The organism is Streptomyces sp. NPDC057137, assembly GCF_042670825.1.
Classification (GTDB): domain Bacteria; phylum Actinomycetota; class Actinomycetes; order Streptomycetales; family Streptomycetaceae; genus Streptomyces.
Map to the genome: position 1 here is coordinate 68,572 of NZ_JBHUUW010000024.1, position 16,317 is coordinate 84,888.

The following is a 16,317-nucleotide window of genomic DNA, read 5'->3' on the forward strand; positions in this document are numbered from 1 at the left end:
GCCCGTCCGGCAGTCGACCCTCAGACGGCCGTCCGTCCGGCAGTGGTTCCTCCGGCAGCCGTCCATCCGGCGATCGTGTCATCGCAGTCCGCCGGTGAAGGTGTTGTCGGCCAGGTAGGACACGGCACACATGGCGTAGATCGGGCGGTCCGGACTGGTCCACCAGTCCGAGGCCGGATAAGTGACGTGCAGGCTCAGGTCGTTGGTCAGGCCCCCCGTCAGCGTCTGGCAAGCCGTCTGCGCCCGCGCGAAGACGGCTTTGTCGCCGGGCCACTTACCCGCGTCGTCCGCGTACAGAACGGGATAGCCCACGATCTCGGCCCAATGGGGCTCCTCGCACGGCACGATGGGGAGATCCGTCGTCGTGACGGCGAGGTCGGTCTTGCTCTCCACGCACGATCCCACCGGCGCGTTGGCCGCTATGCTCCCGGCGAACGTGGACATCGGCACGGACGTGGGAAAGGCCGGCGCGTCCACGTTCACCCGGTCCGAGGACGTCATGTTCTGGTTGTCCAGCCGGTGCGCCACGCACGTCGTGTACTCGTCGAGCGTCGGCCCCGACGGGTCCCAGTCCTCCTTGCCCGGGGTCGCGTACTTGACCGTCATCGTCGTGTCGTCCGGACGGAACTCGGCGAGGGCGCGTTCGCACCGGAACCGGGAGAGCGCCACCGCCTGGTCGATTCCGGGGTACTCCGCCGTCAGGTACCTGGACTCCAGGTCCACCAGTGGTACGTACGCCACCACCTCCCCCCAGTGCGGGTCGTCGCACGAGACCACGTCCACCTCGCGTGCGCCGGGCTCCCAGTCCGACTCCTGCCCGATGCAGCTGCCCACCGGGCTGTTGTCCGTGATCTCCGCCGCGGACACGACCGCGGTGCCGCTCACCGACCCGGCGCCGGAGCCGGAGTCCCCGCCGTCGAAGTACCCCCCGATCCACGCCGCGAAGAGGATCCCCAGGGCGAGGAGCACGGCCCAGGCCAGGGCCCGAACCCCGCCACCGCTGCTTCGCTGCGTGTACGTACCGGGCCGGACCCGGAGGTTCGCCAGCATCCGGTCGATCTCTTCGGTCCCCGGTCCGCCGGCCAGCTGGCTCTTGACCCTCAGCAGCAGCGTTCTGGCCAGATGCACATGGCCGGCGGCGACCAACTGGTCGACCTGCGCCTTGATCTGCGTGAAGGTGGTCATCATCTCGGTCAGGCCGTCACGGTTCGTCCTGATCGTCTGCTGGGTGACCGGGTCCGTCGCCAGTTCGGCTGCCGTACGGAACCACTTCGACGCGTTCAGGTTCGCGGCCGGACCGAGCACATCGGCGGCGGCGGTGGCGCAGTTGTTGAGCAGCACCGCGACATCGTTGCGGGCGCTCGCGGTACGGCGGTGCCTGGCGTACGGGACCAGGGCCTCCAGCCGGGCCAGTGCGGGCAGGGCGTGGTCGTACGCCTCGGCCGCGGCGCCGTCCCAGTTCCCCCCTTCCAACTGGGACGACGCCCGTTTCGCGGTCGCGCGGAGCGACTCGTAGTGAGGCGCGGCGGCCTCCTCCAGCTGGTCGTCGACCAGGTTGGCCGGTACGAGGGGCCAGTCCCGTGCCCGGAGAGCGAGCCGGGCCCGGTCGGCGGGCGTCGACGCCGCCGCGGCCAGCTCGATGAGCGGTTTGACGAGGATGGCCGGCAGCGCGTCCCGGAGCGTGTCGATCACGGACTCGTCGAGCTGCCGGTCGTCGAGTACGGAGATGCGGTGCCGTACGTGGTCCCAGAACACGGCGCGGCGGAGCACCTGGCCCCACAACCGAGCCGCGTTGGACCAGAGTTGGGTGACCTCGTCGAGGCGCTGTCCCGACGACAGGGCGGCGTTCTCGACCTCCAGGTCGAGCGCGGCGCTGTGTGCGCGCACGGCCGCGTCGTGGTCGTGGTGCAGCGTCTTGGGGCAGGGGCAGGTGGACGCGCTGCCGTCGGCCGACCCGTTCCCGTTCGCCGCCCCGCCCCCGGCCCCGTTCCCGTCCCAGAGCCAGAACAGTTCGTCGACCAGCCGGCGGCGCGGATCGCCGAGTATGCGGTCGAAGGCGCCACGGACGTCGTCCAGCCGGACGGGGAGCGAGTGCCCGAGATCGACGTCGGCGCCGAGTTCGAGCGCGGGGGTGATGCGCTGCTGGCGCTGCCGCACGGTCCGCCGGTCGGCGGAAGTGGGCAGGCCGGTGATACGGAACGAGTTCCGCCGGTACATCTGCGGACCTGCCGCCTCCAGCAGGCCCGCTGTCGTCTCGTCGATCACAGCACGCTCCGAATCGACCATGTCGAGGGTGGGTGTTCCCTCTGGAAAGTATGGCGACCTCAGGTGCCGTGCTCCATGGCAACCGCATGGAATTCACATGGGCAACGCCCCCTTCGCCGGGCCCGGTTGAGCGTGCGACCCGGGCGGGGGCGAAGGGGGCGGGAAGGGTGGTGAAGGAGGTGCGGGAGGTGGGGAAGATACGGATGTTACGGCGCGGAAGGGGACGGTCCGGTTGGTCGCACGCACCTGGCCGCCGGCGCCGGCGCCGACGCCGGCCGGCACCCGGTCACTCGTCCTACCCGACTCACCCGGTCACTCGTCTCACTCGTCGTGCACGTGCGTGGACGACGTGTCCTCCGGCGGCACCGTACGCCCGCCGTCACGTCCCGAGGCGATCACCGCGACCAGGACACCGATGATGGCCACGACCGCCACCCGACCCGACATGCGCAGGCTCCAGCCGGCCTTCGACCCTTGGTGCGCGCTCGGCGACGCGAGGCGTTCCGAGCGGCGGGCCGGGCGGAGGAGGCGGAGCAGGAAGAGTGCGGCGAGCGGGAGTTGGAGGAGCCACACCGTGTTGCGGAAGGCTCCGTCGTACCAGACGTTCGTGCCGTACAGCAGGGTGTGCCAGACGCTCAGGACGTACACGACGAGCACGAAGCGGTGCATGATCCGCCACGTCTTCGGGCCGATGCGGTGGCGTACGTAGAAGAGCAGGCCGAGCGGGATCGCGAGGTAGAGGGCCGCCTGGCCGATCGGCATGGCCCAGACGCCGGTGCCGGAGTTGTAGCCGCCGGGGATGAACGTCTCCAGTACGGCGCTGCCCACCCGCGAGGGCCAGGAGTCGGTGTCCTGGTAGATCAACTCGGCGGCGAACAGCAGCGCGTGGGCGACGATGAGCGCGATCGTGTTGAGGCTGGTGGTGCGGTGCAGCCGCTCCAGGCGGGGGCCGGAGAGCGGCAGGCGCGCGGGGCGCGGGCCGGAGAGCAGCAGGCCGATGACGACGGTGCCCCACGCCCAGAGGAGCGCGGACCAGCCGAACGCCTGGCTGAGGTAGTACATCCAGAACTCGCCCGTGTCCGCCATGAAGGGCATGACGGTGAGGGTGGAGGACGCCTCCGACTTGATCCGGACGTAGAGGATGACGAAGACGGCGGCCGTCACGACCAGGGCGACCGTGCCGTCGAGCCAGCTCGCCCGCAGGTCCGAGCGGAGGGTGACGCGCGGCGTGGGCGAGGTGGTGGCGGTGGCCCTCGCGGGAGCCGCGGCGGCCGGGGTCTCGACCTCAGCCTTGGCCTTGGCCTTGGCCTCGACCTTGGCGTCGGCCTCGACCTTGGTCTCGGCTTCGGCCTTGGCCGCCGGGCTCGAAGCCGGGGTCTTCTCTGCGTCGGGTGTCACGGGCTCTGGGGGCGGATTCATCGGGCGGTCTCCGGTTCCGTCATCTTCCGTCGTACGGAGTTGGTGCGGTGATGCGGTGATGCGGTCGTGCGATGTTGCAGTGATGCGGTCGTGCGTGGGTGCGCGCGGTCGTACTGTCTGTTGGAGGTGTCGGTGGCCGGGGCCAAGAAGTTCCCGAGGTCTTCATGTGAGCTGGATCACACCAACTCCTTGTCCCCGCATAGCGCGTGAACATCCGATGTATACCCATCAGGTGTCCTTTCGCGACAGCCCTGTCACGCTGGCACCATGACGGCCATGGGAGCCGGACCCGCACTCCGCCTCGCACGCACCGCGGTCTTCGCCGCCGTGTGTGTCCTGGTGTCCGGGCTCGGCCACGCCCTGTCGTCCGGTGGCCCGCTGCCGCCGCGCGTGCTCGCCCTCGCCTTCCTGCCGGTCTGCGGCGCGGGCTGGCTGCTGTCCCGGAAGGAACGCGGCGTCGCGGCGATCGTCGCGGCGAGCGCCGCCGGACAGCTGCTGCTGCACGCCGTGTTCAGCGGCCTGCATCCCCGGCCGCCCGGCGGCCACGTCGGGCATGGCAGCGGCCATGAAGGCGGCGGCACAGGCAGCGGCAGCGGCGAGATGACGCACGAGGCCTTCGGTGAACTCCTCAGCCTGAACGGGTTGACCGGACTGCTCGACACCTCCGGCCTCGGCTCCGGCATGATCGGCGCCCACCTGCTCGCCGGCCTCGTGTGCGGCCTGTGGCTGTGGCGCGGCGACCGCGCCTTCGTACAACTGATGGGCACCCTCGGGCTGTTCGTGTACGAGCGGCTCCGCTTCGCCCACGCGGTGCTGAGCGGCGGCGGGCCGACGTACCTCCCGGTGCTCGCGCCCCCCGTCGCCTACCGGCCGATCCGGCCCCCGGCCCAACTCCCGCCCCTGCACGTCGTGTCGCGGCGCGGGCCGCCACTCCTTCCGTCCTGAGCGCTTCTCCGCTCCACGCACACCACCGCTCTGATTCCACGGGCCACGCGGCCCGGACGCGAAGGACGTCTCGTGATACCTGCTGCCCTGCACACCCCTGTGCCCACGCGCATACCCCCCACCCGCATACATCCGACCACCGGCAGACACCCACGCGCCGCCAACACCGCCAACACCGCCGACGACTCCGAGATCACCGCGTGGGCCCTGGCCGCCGGTCTCGGTGACCGGCGGGCGGCCGAACTCTTCGTACGCGCCACGTACGACGACGTACGCCGCTTCGTCGCGCACCTCAGCGCCGACGTGCGCGGCGCCGACGACCTCACCCAGGAGACGTACCTGCGGGCGCTGGCGAGCCTCGCGCGCTTCGCTGGGCGTTCCTGCGCGCGCGTCTGGCTGCTGGCGATCGCGCGCCGCGTGGTCGTCGACCGGTACCGGCGCGCCGCCGTACGGCCCCGGATCGCCGACACCACGGACTGGGTGACCGTCGCGGACCGTGCCCAGCCACGTCATCTGCCGGGCTTCGAGGAGTCGGTGGCGCTCGCGGACGCGCTCGCCGCGATGGATCCGGGTCGCCGTCAGGCGTTCGTACTGACCCGCCTCCTCGGGCTGTCGTACGCGGAGGCCGCCGACGCGCTGGGCTGCCCGGTCGGGACGATACGGTCCCGGGTCGCCCGCGCCCGGCGGGATCTCGCGGCAGTGTGGGAGCCGGAGGACGAGAGCGCGCAGAACCCGGGAAACCCGCAGAACCCGCAGAACCCGGAGAGCACGGAGAACCCGAAGAGCCCGGAGAGCCCGGAGAGCACGGTGCCGGTCATGGCCATGTGAAGGCCGTCTGAGGCACACACCTCAGCGCGGGAGGCGGGCCCCGACCGGCTCGCCTCCCGTGCGGCGCCGCGCTGCCCCGGCCACGCACACCACCAGCAGCGCGGGCAGCACCACCGCCTGCGCGCTGACCACCACCCAGAACACCGGTACCGCCGAAGCCCGTTCGGCCACCCCGTACAACTGCCCGCCGACCACGGCCGCCGCGAACGCCCCGAGCCCGGCCGCCAGCCGCTGTCTGCCGAAGACCGTCGCGGAGGGGGCGGTGGACCGGTCCAGGGCTTCCAGGTCGTTCTTCAGGAAGAGGACGATCTCGCCGAGGCAGAGCAGCACCGCGCCGACCGCGATCCCCGCCCGGCCGCCGAGCGCGAGCACGGCCGTACCGGCGGCCATCGCGCCGAAGCCGAGCCGCAGCGCGGTGGCGTACGGGAGGGCGGCGAGGCGGCGGGCGAAGAGGGGCTGGGCGACGACGAGGAGGATCGCGTAACCCATGAGGACGGTGCCGTAGAAGGCGGTGGAGGTGCGGGGCACGGCGTAGAGGGCGAGGTAGTGCTGGAAGAACATGAAGACGTAGACGGCGAGGACGGTGAAGGCGAAGGGCGGGAGGTGGCGGCCGGAGACCGCACCGCTCTCCACGCCCCTGTCCTCGCCGGCTCGCTCACCCTCGGCCCCCTCCTCCGCCGCCCGGTCGTCCGCCACCGACGGCAGCAGCGCGTGCCCCGCCCCCACCAGCGCGAACAGCACAGCCACGCCCGTGAACAGCCCGCCCGGCGACGTCAGTACGAACGGCGCCGCCGCCGGCGGCCCCAGCGCGATGCCCGCGTTGAAGGCGGAACCGCTCGCCGCGAGCAGCCCCGGCCGCCGCTCCGGCCCACAACCCGCCACCAGATAAGCCTTGTTGGCGGGCAGGTACAGCGCGGCGCCGCACGAGACCAGGAACAGCGCGGCCACCGCGACGACCGGCCGGGTCAGGCCCGGTACGAACGCGGCGAAGCCCGCCGTACGTACGGCGAGCGCCACCAGCATCGTGGCCCGCAGCCCGATCCGGGCCGCCAGCGCCGCCCCGACGACCCCGCCGGAGAACTGCACCAGCGACGCGACGGCCAGCACGACGCCCACCACCCCGAGGCCGAGCCCGAAACGGTCGTGGAGGAGCACCGACATGTACGGGAGTACGGCGAAGCTGCCGAGGGTGATGAGGAACGAGCCGCCGAGCAGGAAGACTTGAGGACTCGTCAGAGATCCCGCCGGACGGCGTGGCGGCCTCACCCCCGCTCGGCCGTCTTCATCACCGGCCGCACCGTCGTCGCCGCGCTCCACGCCCGGTGCTGCGCCAACTCCGCCGTCGCCGCCTCCGCGAGGACCATGCCCGTACATCCGCGCTGGTCGCCCACGTGCGGCACGGCATCGCCCGGTGCCCGCACCGGGTACCAACTCACCTCACCGGGAAAGGCGTTCAGACCGTCCAGCCCGGCCCACCCCTCCAGGACGCCCGGTTCGTCCGCGTACACGAGGACGAACGCGACGGCCGGACCGGTCGGCCGCAGCGGCGCGTCCAGCAGGCGTGGGCGGCGTCCCAGCGTGACGTCCACCAGCGCCTCGTACACGTTGACTTCGAGCGTGCGGCACATGGCCTCGGCGACCAGGGCGCCGCCGATCCTGCGGTTGATCTCCACCAGCTCCGGTCCGCGCCGGGTGAGGACGAACTCGACGTGCGCGAAGCCCTGATCGTGCCCGGCCGCCGCGAGCACGTCGCCCACCCACCGCTCGATCGCGGCCAGTTCGTCGTCCGGCAGAGCCACCGGGAAGGCCGCGGCCTCCTCCCGTACGGCGGGGCGGCGCGACGTCTGCCGACTCAGCACGCCCAGCAGCCGGGTGTGCCCCTCCCAGCCCAGGGTCTCGGCGCTGTAGAGCGGCCCGGCGAGGAACGGCTCCGCGAACAGCCGCCCGTTCAGCCCCTGTCCGCCCGCCTTCCGATCGCGTTCCTCGGCCTCCGCGAGCGCCGCGTTCAGGTCCTCCTCGTCGTGCACGATCCACACGTCGCGCGACGACGTCCCCGCCGACACCTTCAGCACGGCGGGCAGCCCGACGCCCGCGCGCACCGACTCGGCGCTCTCCCGCCGGGGTTCGACCACCACCGACGTCCCGGCGCTCAACCCCGCCCGATGCAGGGTCTGCCGTACGCGCGCCTTGTCACGAAGAAGTTTTACGGCCTCCGGATCCGGACCCGGCAATCCGAGTTCCTGTGCGAGGTCGGCCGCGGGCACGCTCCAGGTGTCCGTCGTGTTGATCAGCCCGGCGAGGTCGGGCACGCTCGCGAGGGCGCGGCGTACGGCGTCCGGGTCGAAGGTGTCGACGTCGATGACGTCAATGACGTCCGCACCACTCACGGTGGCGAGTTCGTGCCGGTACACGCCCCGGTCGCCGGTCAGCAGCACGAAGCGGTGCCCGGCGGCGCGGGCGGCCTGTGCCGTACGCCCGAGGCCGAAGGAGAGTGCTTCCAGGGCGGCGATGGTCATCGGCCCGCCTCGCCTTCGGAGGCTTCGGAGCCCCCGGAGCCTTCTGGCGTGACGACGGCGGCGGGCGGCGCGGGGCGGCCCGCCCACTCCATCACGGCCCAGGGCGGGCGCAGTTCGGCCAGCTCGTCTATCCGTTCCGGTTTCAGCGCGCTCGGGTCGGACGCCTCCGCGTGCCGGGCGAACACCCGCTCCGCGTAACGGTGTCCGGTGTCGGCGCCGAGGACGAGATGCGTACGGCGCGGATCGCCGGCCGCCTCCCACCCCGCGACGAGATGCGCGGCGCCGGTCGACAGCCCCGCGAACACCGCGTGCTGCCGCAGCAGCGCGACGGAACCGGCCATGGCGTGCCGGAAGTCGAGCCAGTGGACGGTGTCGTACAGCTCGTGCCGCACATTCCCGAAGGGGATGGAGCTGCCGATGCCCGCGATGATCGCGTCCGGATCGCTGAAGCCCTCGCTGCCGAACGTCACACTGCCGAACGGCTGAATGCCCACCAGCCGCACCGAGCGGCCGTCGGCGCGCAGCGCGCGGGTGAGGCCGCCGGTGGAGGCGCCGGTGCCGACGGTGCCGACCACGGTCAGGTCCTCGCCGGGCAGCGCGGCGGCGGCGAGGTCGGCCAGCTCGCGGTAGCCGGTGTGGTGCACGCCGTCGTGGTACTGCCGCATCCAGTGGAAGTCCGGCCGTGAGTCGAGGAGTTGGCGTACATGCCGGACACGTCTCTCCTGGTCTAGCCGGAGGCTCTGCGACGGCGGCATCTGGTCGACGGTCGCGCCGAGGACCTCCAACTGGGCGCGCATCGTGGCGTCCACGGTGGTGGAGGCCACGATGTGGCAGCGCAGGCCGTAGCGGTGGCAGGCCATGGCGAGCGCGAGGGCGTAGATGCCGCTCGAACTGTCCACGAGGGTCTGGCCGGGCACGACCCGGCCGCGTTCGAGCAGTTCGCGTACGGCGCCGAGCGCCGCGTACACCTTCATGGTCTCGAAGCGGGCCAGCACCACGTTCTCGGAGAGCCGGAGGAAGGCCGGGGCTTTCATGGCGTCGGTGATGTGGTCGTGCACGGGGACCGACAGGCGGGGGGTGGTCGGGCTGAGCTGGGGCATGGCGTACGGGTCCTCCAGGACTGTGGAGCGTGGCGTACGGACGTCGGGGCGGGCGGGCAGGCGGCCGGGGCGGGCGGGCCGGGGCGGTCCGCGTCTCCGGATGCCGGGCGGGTGCGTCACTTCTTCACACCCCGGACGATCAGCCGGCGCGAGGTCTGGTCGTACGGTCCGCCGTCGAAGTCCCCGAAGCACTCGACGTCCGCGAACCCGGCCGCCACGAACAGGTCGTGCAGTTCGGCCGCGCTGTAGAGGAACGACCTGATGGACGCGGTGCGGGCACTCTCGCCGCGTACAAGCGTCCAGTCGGTCCGGAGCCTGCGCCAGCTGTCCAGGACGGTGTCGCGCTGCACGACGTACGAACCGTCCGGCAGATCCACAGCCTGTGGACGGCCGATCCAGCCCGCGAGCACCTCTTTACCCATGACATCGACCAGCAGCCGGCCGCCGGGAGCGAGGCTCTGCCACGCGTTGCGCAGCACCTGGAAGTTGTCGTCCGCGTCCTCGAAGTAGCCGAAGGAGGTGAAGACGTTGAGGATCACGTCGTAGGCCTCGGGGGCGGCGTACGTGAGCATGTCCTCGCGTACGAGCGTGACGTCCGCCGCGCCCGCCGCGCGGCAGGCGGCTTCGGCGCGCTCCAGCATGGCCGGGCTCAGATCGACGCCGGTCACCCGGTGGCCGCGTGCGGCCAGGGGGACGAGGAAGAGGCCGGGGCCGCAGCAGAGGTCGAGGACGCGGGAGCCGGGCGGGAAGTCCAGCAGCGGGGCGGTCCGGACCAGCTCGGCGACGGTCTCGGCGCGGGTGCCGGAGAACATGGCGGGGGCGAAGTCGACCCACAGGCTGTCGTCGTCGTACCAGTCGTCGCTCGCCGCGTCGTTGGCCACGTCGTTGGCCACGTCGCTGGCCCCTTCGCTCGCCGCGTCGCTCGCCACATCGGCCTCCGTGTGTCTTCGCTTCTTCGTTCGTCCGGTCCTCGTCCTCTGAGTTGTCGCGGCGTGGCGGGCCCGAGTTCCCGGAGCGTGCGAAATGGCGAGAGGTGGCCATGAGGGACGGTGCGGGAACCCTGCCGGTCGCGCCCGGCGTTCTCCCATCGAACGTCCGGAACAGACAGAAAGGAGGCGGCACGATGCTCGATCTGATCTCCGGTGGGAACGTGTCGCTGCCCGGCGGCACGCTCGCGATCCGGGTGCCGGGGCCCTTCGACCTGTCCGTGCTGATCACCGGCGAGGACGGAAAGGTCTCCGACGACGGCGACTTCGTCTTCTACAACCAGCCGTCGGCGCCCGGCGCGAGTCTGCGGGCCGACACGGTCACGGTGGACGTGGGGCGGCTGCGCGCGGGGGCGAGCCGGGTCACCGTGGTGGTGAGCGCCGCCGACCCGGCCGTGCCGCTCGGCCGGCTGCCCGCGCCCACGCTGTCGGTGACGGGGAGCGCGGGCCGGGGCCTCGCCCGGTTCACGCCACCGCGCCCGACGCACGAGAGCGTGCTGCTGCTCGCGGAGATCTACCGCCGGGGAGGCGGCTGGAAGCTGCGGGCTCTGGGCCAGGGTTACGCGGACGGGCTGGCCGGGGTGGCGCGCGACTTCGGCATCGAGGTGACCGAGGAGAGCCCCACCCCTGAGGGGGGCCTTGAGGGGGGCTTCACCGCTCTCGTCAACGCCGAACGTTCACGGTCCGGCGCGCCGCCCGTCACCTCCGACGCCCGTCTCACGTCGGCGGCACAGGCGCACTGCACCGCCATGGCCGCCAAGGGCCGGCTCGACGCCGCGCCCGGACGGGGCCGGTCGGGCGGCGTCTCCCTCCACCAGCGGGTCGTGTCCCACGGATACGCCTATCTGACGGTCGCCGAGCAACTGGTCTCCGGCCCTCGTACGGAAGCCGACTTCCTCGCGTACTGCCTCACCGACACCCGCATGGGCCGTACGGTGCGCGACCCCGCCCTTGTCGAGGTGGGCGTCGCCCATGCCCCGGCCCCCGGTGGCGACATCTTCTGGACGGCGGTGTGGGCCCGCCCGCTGACCCCGCACGGCCTGGCGGCTGTCACGTCCGACGTCGTCGCGCTCACGAACGCGGAGCGTTCCGCCGCCGGCCTGCGCCCCCTGGCCGGCGACCCCCGGCTGACGGCGGCCGCGCAGGCGCACAGCGACGACATGGTCGCGCGGGGCTTCTACTCCCATACGAGCCCCGACGGCCGGCAGCCGTGGGACCGGGCCGCCGCCGCGGGCTGCACGCACCGGGGTATCGGCGAGAACATCGCGTGCGGTCAGCGGTCCGCCGCCGAGGTGGTCCAGGGCTGGATGGACAGCCCCGGACACCGCGCCAACATCCTCAAGCCGGACTTCACGCACATAGGCATCGGCCTGCGCGGCGGCGGCGAGATGGCCACGTACTGGACCCAGCTCTTCGGCAGTTCGGGTTAGGGCCGGGTTGAGGCCGGCCCTCCCCCTCCCTCCCCGGCTCAACTCGCGCAGTACACGTCCCCCTCGGGCCGCTCGCCCGTCTTCAGGAACGTGGTGACCTTGATGTTGCCGCACGCGTTGCCGTTGCCCAGATACATCCCGTGACCGCCCTGGTCGACGGTGACGAGCCTGGCCCGGTCGCCCAGCGCCTCACGCATCTTCAGACCACCGAAGTACGGCGTGGACGGGTCCCGCAGGCTCTGGATCATCAGGATGTTGGACGGACCCCGGTCCGTGATACGGGTCGGCTTGTCCGCGTAGTCGCTCTTCCAGAAGGCACAGGGACCCACGTTCCGGGGCATGCCCGCGGTGAGCGGATAGCGGGCGCGGTCCTCCTTCATGGCCCGCGCGTATTCGCCGACGGAGGCGGGCCAGCGAATGTCGTTGCAGACGACGCCCATCGTGACCGCCGCGTCCTCGTCGCGCAGCGGCTGGGCGATCTCCGGGGTCAGCACGGGCGTGGCGGCCGGGTCCTGGGCGGCCTGGACGAGGCGTGCGAGCTGCGGGAAGACCGAGTCGCTGTAGAGGCCGTTGAGGAACGCCTGCCGCAGCATGTTGCCGGTCAGCGGGTTGCCCTCGGTGGTCGACTCCTTCGGCGCGCGGTCCAGCCGCGCGGCGACGGCGAGGAACAACGGCCGCACGTCCTCGGCCTGTTCGGCCAGCCGGAGCCCCTCGCCCTCCGCGTCCCGGGCCGGGTCGGCAGCCCAGGCCGCGAAGTCGGGGAAGCGGTCCTCCACGGCCTGCGACGTGTTCGCCATCCAGCCCTGCTCGACCCGCGTGTGGTCGGGGTCGCCGCTGCTGTCCAGCACCCAACGGTCCGTGCGCTGCGGGTACTTCTGCGCGTACACGGCCCCGATGTACGTCCCGTACGAGGTCCCCCACGCCGACAGCTTCTCCTCCCCCAGCGCCTGCCGGAACCGCTCGATGTCCCGTACCTCGTTGGCGGAGGTGAAACTCCGCAGCACCGCGCCCCCGTTCTCCGCGCACGCCTCGGCGGTGCGGCGCGAGCGGGCCACGTTCTCGCCGATCTGCCCGTCGGCACCGGGCCAGGACCGCAGGTTCGCCAGATACCGGTCGTCCACGTCGAGCCCGCAACTCGCGGTCGTACTGCCACCGACCCCACGCGGATCGAAGCTCACGATGTCGTACGCCCCGTCCATCTCCCCCTGCAGCGCCTTCCCCTTCCGGGCCAACGCCTGCACCCCGGACCCACCGGGCCCGCCGGGAATCATCAGCAGCACTCCCCGCCGCGCCTCGGGCCGCTCACTGCGCACCCGGCTCACGGCGAGCGTCACCTTCTCCCCACCGGGCCTCCGGTAGTCGAGCGGCACCTCCAACTGCCCGCACTCCTGCCCGACCGGCCCCCCGGCCTGCGCACAAGGCACCCACACGATCCCCCGCCCACCCCCACCCCCACCATCGCCCCGCGCGACCGCCGGCCCGGCGACGGTCAACGAGCCCGCGACGGCGGCGGCGGAGAGTGCGAGGAGGAGGGCTCTCTGGCTGTGATTCCGGTAAGTCGTCATGCTGCAAGGGTTGTTGACGGGGCGGCTGTTTCCCATGCGGCAGGCAGGCATCCGGGGGGTGGGGGTATCCCCCGGCGCCGCGTTCAGGCACTTCAGGCACGGAGGGATCCGGTTCCGGCTGCCCTCACCTCGCGGAGACAGGAACGGGCTCGTTGTGCCCGACCACGACCCGGACAACGTACGCGTGCCTCATGAAGGCAGTCCGGGAGAACCTTGCCACGGCGGTGGGAGTGGTGTTTCGGGGCCGCGCACAGTAGAACTGGGCCCCATGTCCGACCAGCAGCCAGCCCCTCACCGGGCCCAAATGCCCGGTGCGCCCTGGGCGTACGCGCCACCGCAAGCCCCGGGGGTCAGCGCCGGCTATCGGCGATGGGCCGGCATTCTCATCTGGCTCGCAATCATCATCGCGGTCCTCGTGGTGGTTGCGTTCGTGGTGAGCCTTGTCCTCCTCGCACAGGCGGACGCGGACGCGGACGCGGGGAAGGGTGCCTACGGCTACCTCGCCATCTTTCTCTGGTTCGGGATCGCCGCCGCGATCCCGGTCCTGCTCGCGGTCGCCATCCCTGGTGCGCTCATGACGCGGCGTGTGCGGCAGCAGCGGCAGGCGGGAATCACACCTTCGTAGGGCGCCGCCAGGCGTGCACGACGGCGGCGAGGGATACCATGCGGTCTGCGTTCACGGCGGCGGCGGGGGGACTGCGCGTGGTAGGGAACATCGCGGTGGGGGCCTACGGACGACGTGACGGGCTGACCGGCGAACAACTCCGCTCCCCGTGGGGCGGGTTGTCTGACCAGATGTTGAGCGGGCGCGACTGGAGCCGCACCTGCCCAAGCACGAAGGAGCACGTCGGGTGAGCACTGTACTGAGCATGAGAGCCTCCCGGGAGAGAGTCCGCGACGGCGTTCCCGCGCCGGTCAAGGACTGGGTCGACTTCTCCGACGGATCGGGACCGGCCCAGGTGGTCGCGTACGTGGAGCGCGAGCTGCCGCCGGACGGCATACCCGCATACCTCGCGGCCCGTAGGAGCGGCGCACGCTCCTTCGTCCTGTGGGCGGACGAGCACCGCCGGGAGCGCGTGGCCACCTTGGTGACCCTGTCAGCCAACGGCGGTGTCGCGACGTTTCAGGCGCTCGGTGCGCACGGCGAGCTCATCGGCACGCTCAGGCGCGAGAAGGCCCTCCGCGGCAGGGGCCTGCGCACCCGCTGGACCGTGACTCAGCCGGGCGGCCCCGAGGCAGTGGGCTTCAAGGGCCGGATCTTCTGGTGGTGCATGTGGTGGCTGACGTTTCCCGTACAGCTGCTGATCCTCCTGGTCTCCATTTTCGACGGTGCCCCCGGCAATGAGGGTGGTGTCGCCCGGCCCCCACGGCGCATCAAGTGGCGCGCGGGTGGGCAGCTCCCGCTGGAGTTCAGATCCCGCGGCAACAAACTGCATCTGCACGCGCCGGAAGTGGACTGGCGGCTTGGGGCCGCGCTGGTCGTCCTGCTACGCACCTTCGGCGCCAGCTCCTGGGACACCAGCAAGAAGTGACCGGCCGGCGCGCCGCCGACCGCGTCCCTCGCCGAGGGCACGGCACAGGCAGGCGTATGAACGCCCTTGGCAGCGCGCCCAGTTACTCACCACCGGTACTGCTCCGCGCGGCGAAGAGGCTGATGCGGATGGCGGATGGCGCACGAGAGCATCGCATCGCCTTCCTGCTTTCGCCGACTTCCGGAGCCGTGAACGGGTGCGCACGTCCCGGTCGACGGCGGTCAGCCGCAGGCCGGGTCGTGACCGGCGCGGGCACCTACGGGGATACGGTGCCCAACGTCGCCCAGACGGTCTTGCCCGGCCCGTCGAAGCGGGGGTCCCAGCCCCAGTCGTCCGCGAGCGCGGCCACTAGGACGAGCCCTCGGCCGCCGTCGTCGTCGTGTGGCGGCTCCGGCGGGCCAATGGGTGCGGGGGCGGGGGCGGGAAGCTTCTCGCCGCGTGTATCGGTGACCTCTACGCCGACGGACGCGCCGTCGGCCACGCGCGCGACGGTCAGCCCCAACCGGAAGTCCCTGCCGGGCACGCGTCCGTGACACACGGCGTTCGCGCACAGCTCCGCGACGATCAGCGTCAGCGCGTCGTGCGGCTCACTCCCGTACGCAACGCCCCAGGCGTCGAGGCGTTCCCCGGCCAGGCGTCGGGCCAGACGGGCACCGCGCGGAGTTGAGGAGAAGCGCATCGTGAAGTGGTGGGTGGGGGCTGGGGGTTGGGTGGCGCGGATGAGACGTACGGGAAGTGGGGGTTTTCCGTTCATGCCCCCACGGTGACGCTCAGTGGCATAGCGTGACCAGGGGTGACTCGCCGTCGCGGACCGGTTGTACGCGTCGGCGTACGGCGTGTACGCGCTCGGGACAGGTGACGGGATGACGACACAGGACGAGACTGCGGGTTCGGGCGGGCCTCGACCGGACGGAGTTCGGGAAGCGGGTGGGGTACGCGGCCCAGTCGGTCGCGTCGTTCGAGCAGGGCAGACGGATTCCGCAGCCGGTCTTCATCGACCGGGCGGATGAAGTGCTCGACGCCGGGGAGCGACCCCTGTACCGGACGGCCGTCGGTGCTCGGGAGGGCGAGAAGATCTTCGGCACGACCGCCACCGGCTTCGAGCCCGTCCAGGGCCCCGCGCTGCCGGAGGTCGTACAGCTCAAGCCCGGTGAGAGCGCCGAGGGGTACCTCGTCATCGAGGTCGGAAGGCAGGGTCCCGTCGTCGGCACGGTGACGTACTCGCCCGGCCGCAGCGGGGACATCGTCTGGAAGGTCGACTGACCACACCGGTCCCTCACCAGTCGCGTTCGGCGACCAACTCCTCCAGATCCGCGTCCGCGAATCCGTAGGCATCCGCGATGAACCCGAAGTCCCCGGCTATCTCGTCACGCGCCATGGTCTCGATCTCACTCCCCGCCGCCCAGAACTCCTCCTGCAGGCGGTTGAACTCCTCCGTCGCCCCCTCGGTGAGCGCGTACAGCGCCGCCAGATCAACAGGCCGCTGCGCCTCGATACGCCCGCAAAGCCGAAGCAGGATCTCCCGCCCCTTGTCGAGCAGGTGATCCGGGAAGTACTCGTCCGCATACAGCGCGCGCAGAAACGCGTACCCCGCCACCTGCTGGTTCGTCATCGACATGGCGATCCCCATCCCCTTCCGATCCCTTCCGAGAGCCGACGTGTTGATCCTGCACCACGGCTCTGACAATCCCGCGCGGACGGGCGGGGCGGTGCGGTACGGGACGGTGCGGG

Annotated in this window: 14 protein-coding genes and 1 pseudogene; 6 read left to right on the top strand and 9 right to left on the bottom strand. The window is 71.8% G+C overall.

What is annotated here, in order from left to right; all coding sequences use genetic code 11:
- Positions 1–78 precede the first annotated feature (78 nt).
- Positions 79–2,286, bottom strand: coding sequence for a hypothetical protein (locus ACFT9I_RS20450; RefSeq protein ID WP_382566092.1), 2,208 nt, complete (start codon positions 2,284–2,286; stop codon positions 79–81).
- Between the two features lie 300 nt (positions 2,287–2,586).
- Positions 2,587–3,684 carry a ferric reductase-like transmembrane domain-containing protein gene (locus ACFT9I_RS20455; protein WP_382566094.1) on the bottom strand — a complete coding sequence of 366 codons (1,098 nt, stop codon included), beginning with the start codon at positions 3,682–3,684 and terminating at the stop codon, positions 2,587–2,589.
- Between the two features lie 267 nt (positions 3,685–3,951).
- Here ACFT9I_RS20455 and ACFT9I_RS20460 point away from each other — a divergent pair, with 267 nt between their 5' ends.
- Positions 3,952–4,629, top strand: a complete 678-nt coding sequence (locus tag ACFT9I_RS20460; protein WP_382566095.1) for a hypothetical protein — start codon at positions 3,952–3,954, stop codon at positions 4,627–4,629.
- Between the two features lie 126 nt (positions 4,630–4,755).
- Positions 4,756–5,457, top strand: coding sequence for a sigma-70 family RNA polymerase sigma factor (locus ACFT9I_RS20465; RefSeq protein WP_382566150.1), 702 nt, complete (start codon positions 4,756–4,758; stop codon positions 5,455–5,457).
- 21 nt (positions 5,458–5,478) lie between these two features.
- Here the strand turns inward: ACFT9I_RS20465 and ACFT9I_RS20470 are convergent, their stop codons facing one another.
- The 4 genes from ACFT9I_RS20470 to ACFT9I_RS20485 all read right to left on the bottom strand — a co-directional run bounded on the left by ACFT9I_RS20470 (position 5,479) and on the right by ACFT9I_RS20485 (position 9,885).
- Complete coding sequence (locus tag ACFT9I_RS20470; protein WP_382566097.1) at positions 5,479–6,723, bottom strand: MFS transporter; 1,245 nt, start codon at positions 6,721–6,723, stop codon at positions 5,479–5,481.
- On the bottom strand, positions 6,720–7,973 hold the full coding sequence (locus ACFT9I_RS20475; RefSeq protein WP_382566099.1) for an ATP-grasp domain-containing protein: 1,254 nt from the start codon (positions 7,971–7,973) through the stop codon (positions 6,720–6,722). Before ACFT9I_RS20475 ends, ACFT9I_RS20470 begins: the two co-directional genes overlap by 4 nt.
- Positions 7,970–9,073, bottom strand: a complete 1,104-nt coding sequence (locus ACFT9I_RS20480; RefSeq protein ID WP_382566151.1) for a pyridoxal-phosphate dependent enzyme — start codon at positions 9,071–9,073, stop codon at positions 7,970–7,972. Before ACFT9I_RS20480 ends, ACFT9I_RS20475 begins: the two co-directional genes overlap by 4 nt.
- 116 nt (positions 9,074–9,189) lie before the next feature.
- Positions 9,190–9,885, bottom strand: a complete 696-nt coding sequence (locus ACFT9I_RS20485; RefSeq protein ID WP_382566153.1) for a class I SAM-dependent methyltransferase — start codon at positions 9,883–9,885, stop codon at positions 9,190–9,192.
- A gap of 311 nt (positions 9,886–10,196) precedes the next feature.
- Here ACFT9I_RS20485 and ACFT9I_RS20490 point away from each other — a divergent pair, with 311 nt between their 5' ends.
- Positions 10,197–11,489: a CAP domain-containing protein gene (locus ACFT9I_RS20490; RefSeq protein WP_382566101.1), complete on the top strand. Its 1,293-nt coding sequence runs from the start codon at positions 10,197–10,199 to the stop codon at positions 11,487–11,489.
- Between the two features lie 38 nt (positions 11,490–11,527).
- On the opposite strand, the gene ACFT9I_RS20495 is transcribed toward ACFT9I_RS20490, so the two are convergent.
- Complete coding sequence (locus tag ACFT9I_RS20495) at positions 11,528–13,054, bottom strand: alpha/beta hydrolase (protein WP_382566102.1); 1,527 nt, start codon at positions 13,052–13,054, stop codon at positions 11,528–11,530.
- 268 nt (positions 13,055–13,322) lie between these two features.
- Between ACFT9I_RS20495 and ACFT9I_RS20500 the strand changes: the two genes are divergently transcribed.
- Both ACFT9I_RS20500 and ACFT9I_RS20505 read left to right on the top strand, forming a co-directional pair.
- Complete coding sequence (locus ACFT9I_RS20500; protein ID WP_382566104.1) at positions 13,323–13,679, top strand: hypothetical protein; 357 nt, start codon at positions 13,323–13,325, stop codon at positions 13,677–13,679.
- 226 nt (positions 13,680–13,905) lie between these two features.
- On the top strand, positions 13,906–14,586 hold the full coding sequence (locus tag ACFT9I_RS20505; protein ID WP_382566106.1) for a hypothetical protein: 681 nt from the start codon (positions 13,906–13,908) through the stop codon (positions 14,584–14,586).
- Between the two features lie 256 nt (positions 14,587–14,842).
- Here the strand turns inward: ACFT9I_RS20505 and ACFT9I_RS20510 are convergent, their stop codons facing one another.
- A complete protein-coding gene (locus ACFT9I_RS20510) occupies positions 14,843–15,340 on the bottom strand; it encodes an ATP-binding protein (protein WP_382566108.1) in 498 nt (165 codons plus the stop codon).
- A 128-nt stretch (positions 15,341–15,468) separates the two neighbouring features.
- Between ACFT9I_RS20510 and ACFT9I_RS20515 the strand changes: the two are divergent.
- A pseudogene (locus ACFT9I_RS20515) lies at positions 15,469–15,612 on the top strand (helix-turn-helix domain-containing protein); the annotation flags it as partial.
- A gap of 250 nt (positions 15,613–15,862) precedes the next feature.
- On the opposite strand, the gene ACFT9I_RS20520 reads toward ACFT9I_RS20515, so the two are convergent.
- On the bottom strand, positions 15,863–16,204 hold the full coding sequence (locus ACFT9I_RS20520) for a DUF5713 family protein (protein ID WP_382566154.1): 342 nt from the start codon (positions 16,202–16,204) through the stop codon (positions 15,863–15,865).
- Positions 16,205–16,317 lie beyond the last annotated feature (113 nt).

Coding starts and splice junctions, on each gene's coding strand:
- ACFT9I_RS20450 (WP_382566092.1), bottom strand. CDS start 2,286: ATGGTCGATTCGGAGCGTGCTGTGATCGACGAGACGACAGCGGGCCTG.
- ACFT9I_RS20455 (WP_382566094.1), bottom strand. CDS start 3,684: ATGAATCCGCCCCCAGAGCCCGTGACACCCGACGCAGAGAAGACCCCG.
- ACFT9I_RS20460 (WP_382566095.1), top strand. CDS start 3,952: ATGACGGCCATGGGAGCCGGACCCGCACTCCGCCTCGCACGCACCGCG.
- ACFT9I_RS20475 (WP_382566099.1), bottom strand. CDS start 7,973: ATGACCATCGCCGCCCTGGAAGCACTCTCCTTCGGCCTCGGGCGTACG.
- ACFT9I_RS20480 (WP_382566151.1), bottom strand. CDS start 9,073: ATGCCCCAGCTCAGCCCGACCACCCCCCGCCTGTCGGTCCCCGTGCAC.
- ACFT9I_RS20485 (WP_382566153.1), bottom strand. CDS start 9,885: ATGTTCTCCGGCACCCGCGCCGAGACCGTCGCCGAGCTGGTCCGGACC.
- ACFT9I_RS20490 (WP_382566101.1), top strand. CDS start 10,197: ATGCTCGATCTGATCTCCGGTGGGAACGTGTCGCTGCCCGGCGGCACG.
- ACFT9I_RS20495 (WP_382566102.1), bottom strand. CDS start 13,054: ATGACGACTTACCGGAATCACAGCCAGAGAGCCCTCCTCCTCGCACTC.
- ACFT9I_RS20500 (WP_382566104.1), top strand. CDS start 13,323: ATGTCCGACCAGCAGCCAGCCCCTCACCGGGCCCAAATGCCCGGTGCG.
- ACFT9I_RS20510 (WP_382566108.1), bottom strand. CDS start 15,340: ATGAACGGAAAACCCCCACTTCCCGTACGTCTCATCCGCGCCACCCAA.
- ACFT9I_RS20520 (WP_382566154.1), bottom strand. CDS start 16,204: ATGTCGATGACGAACCAGCAGGTGGCGGGGTACGCGTTTCTGCGCGCG.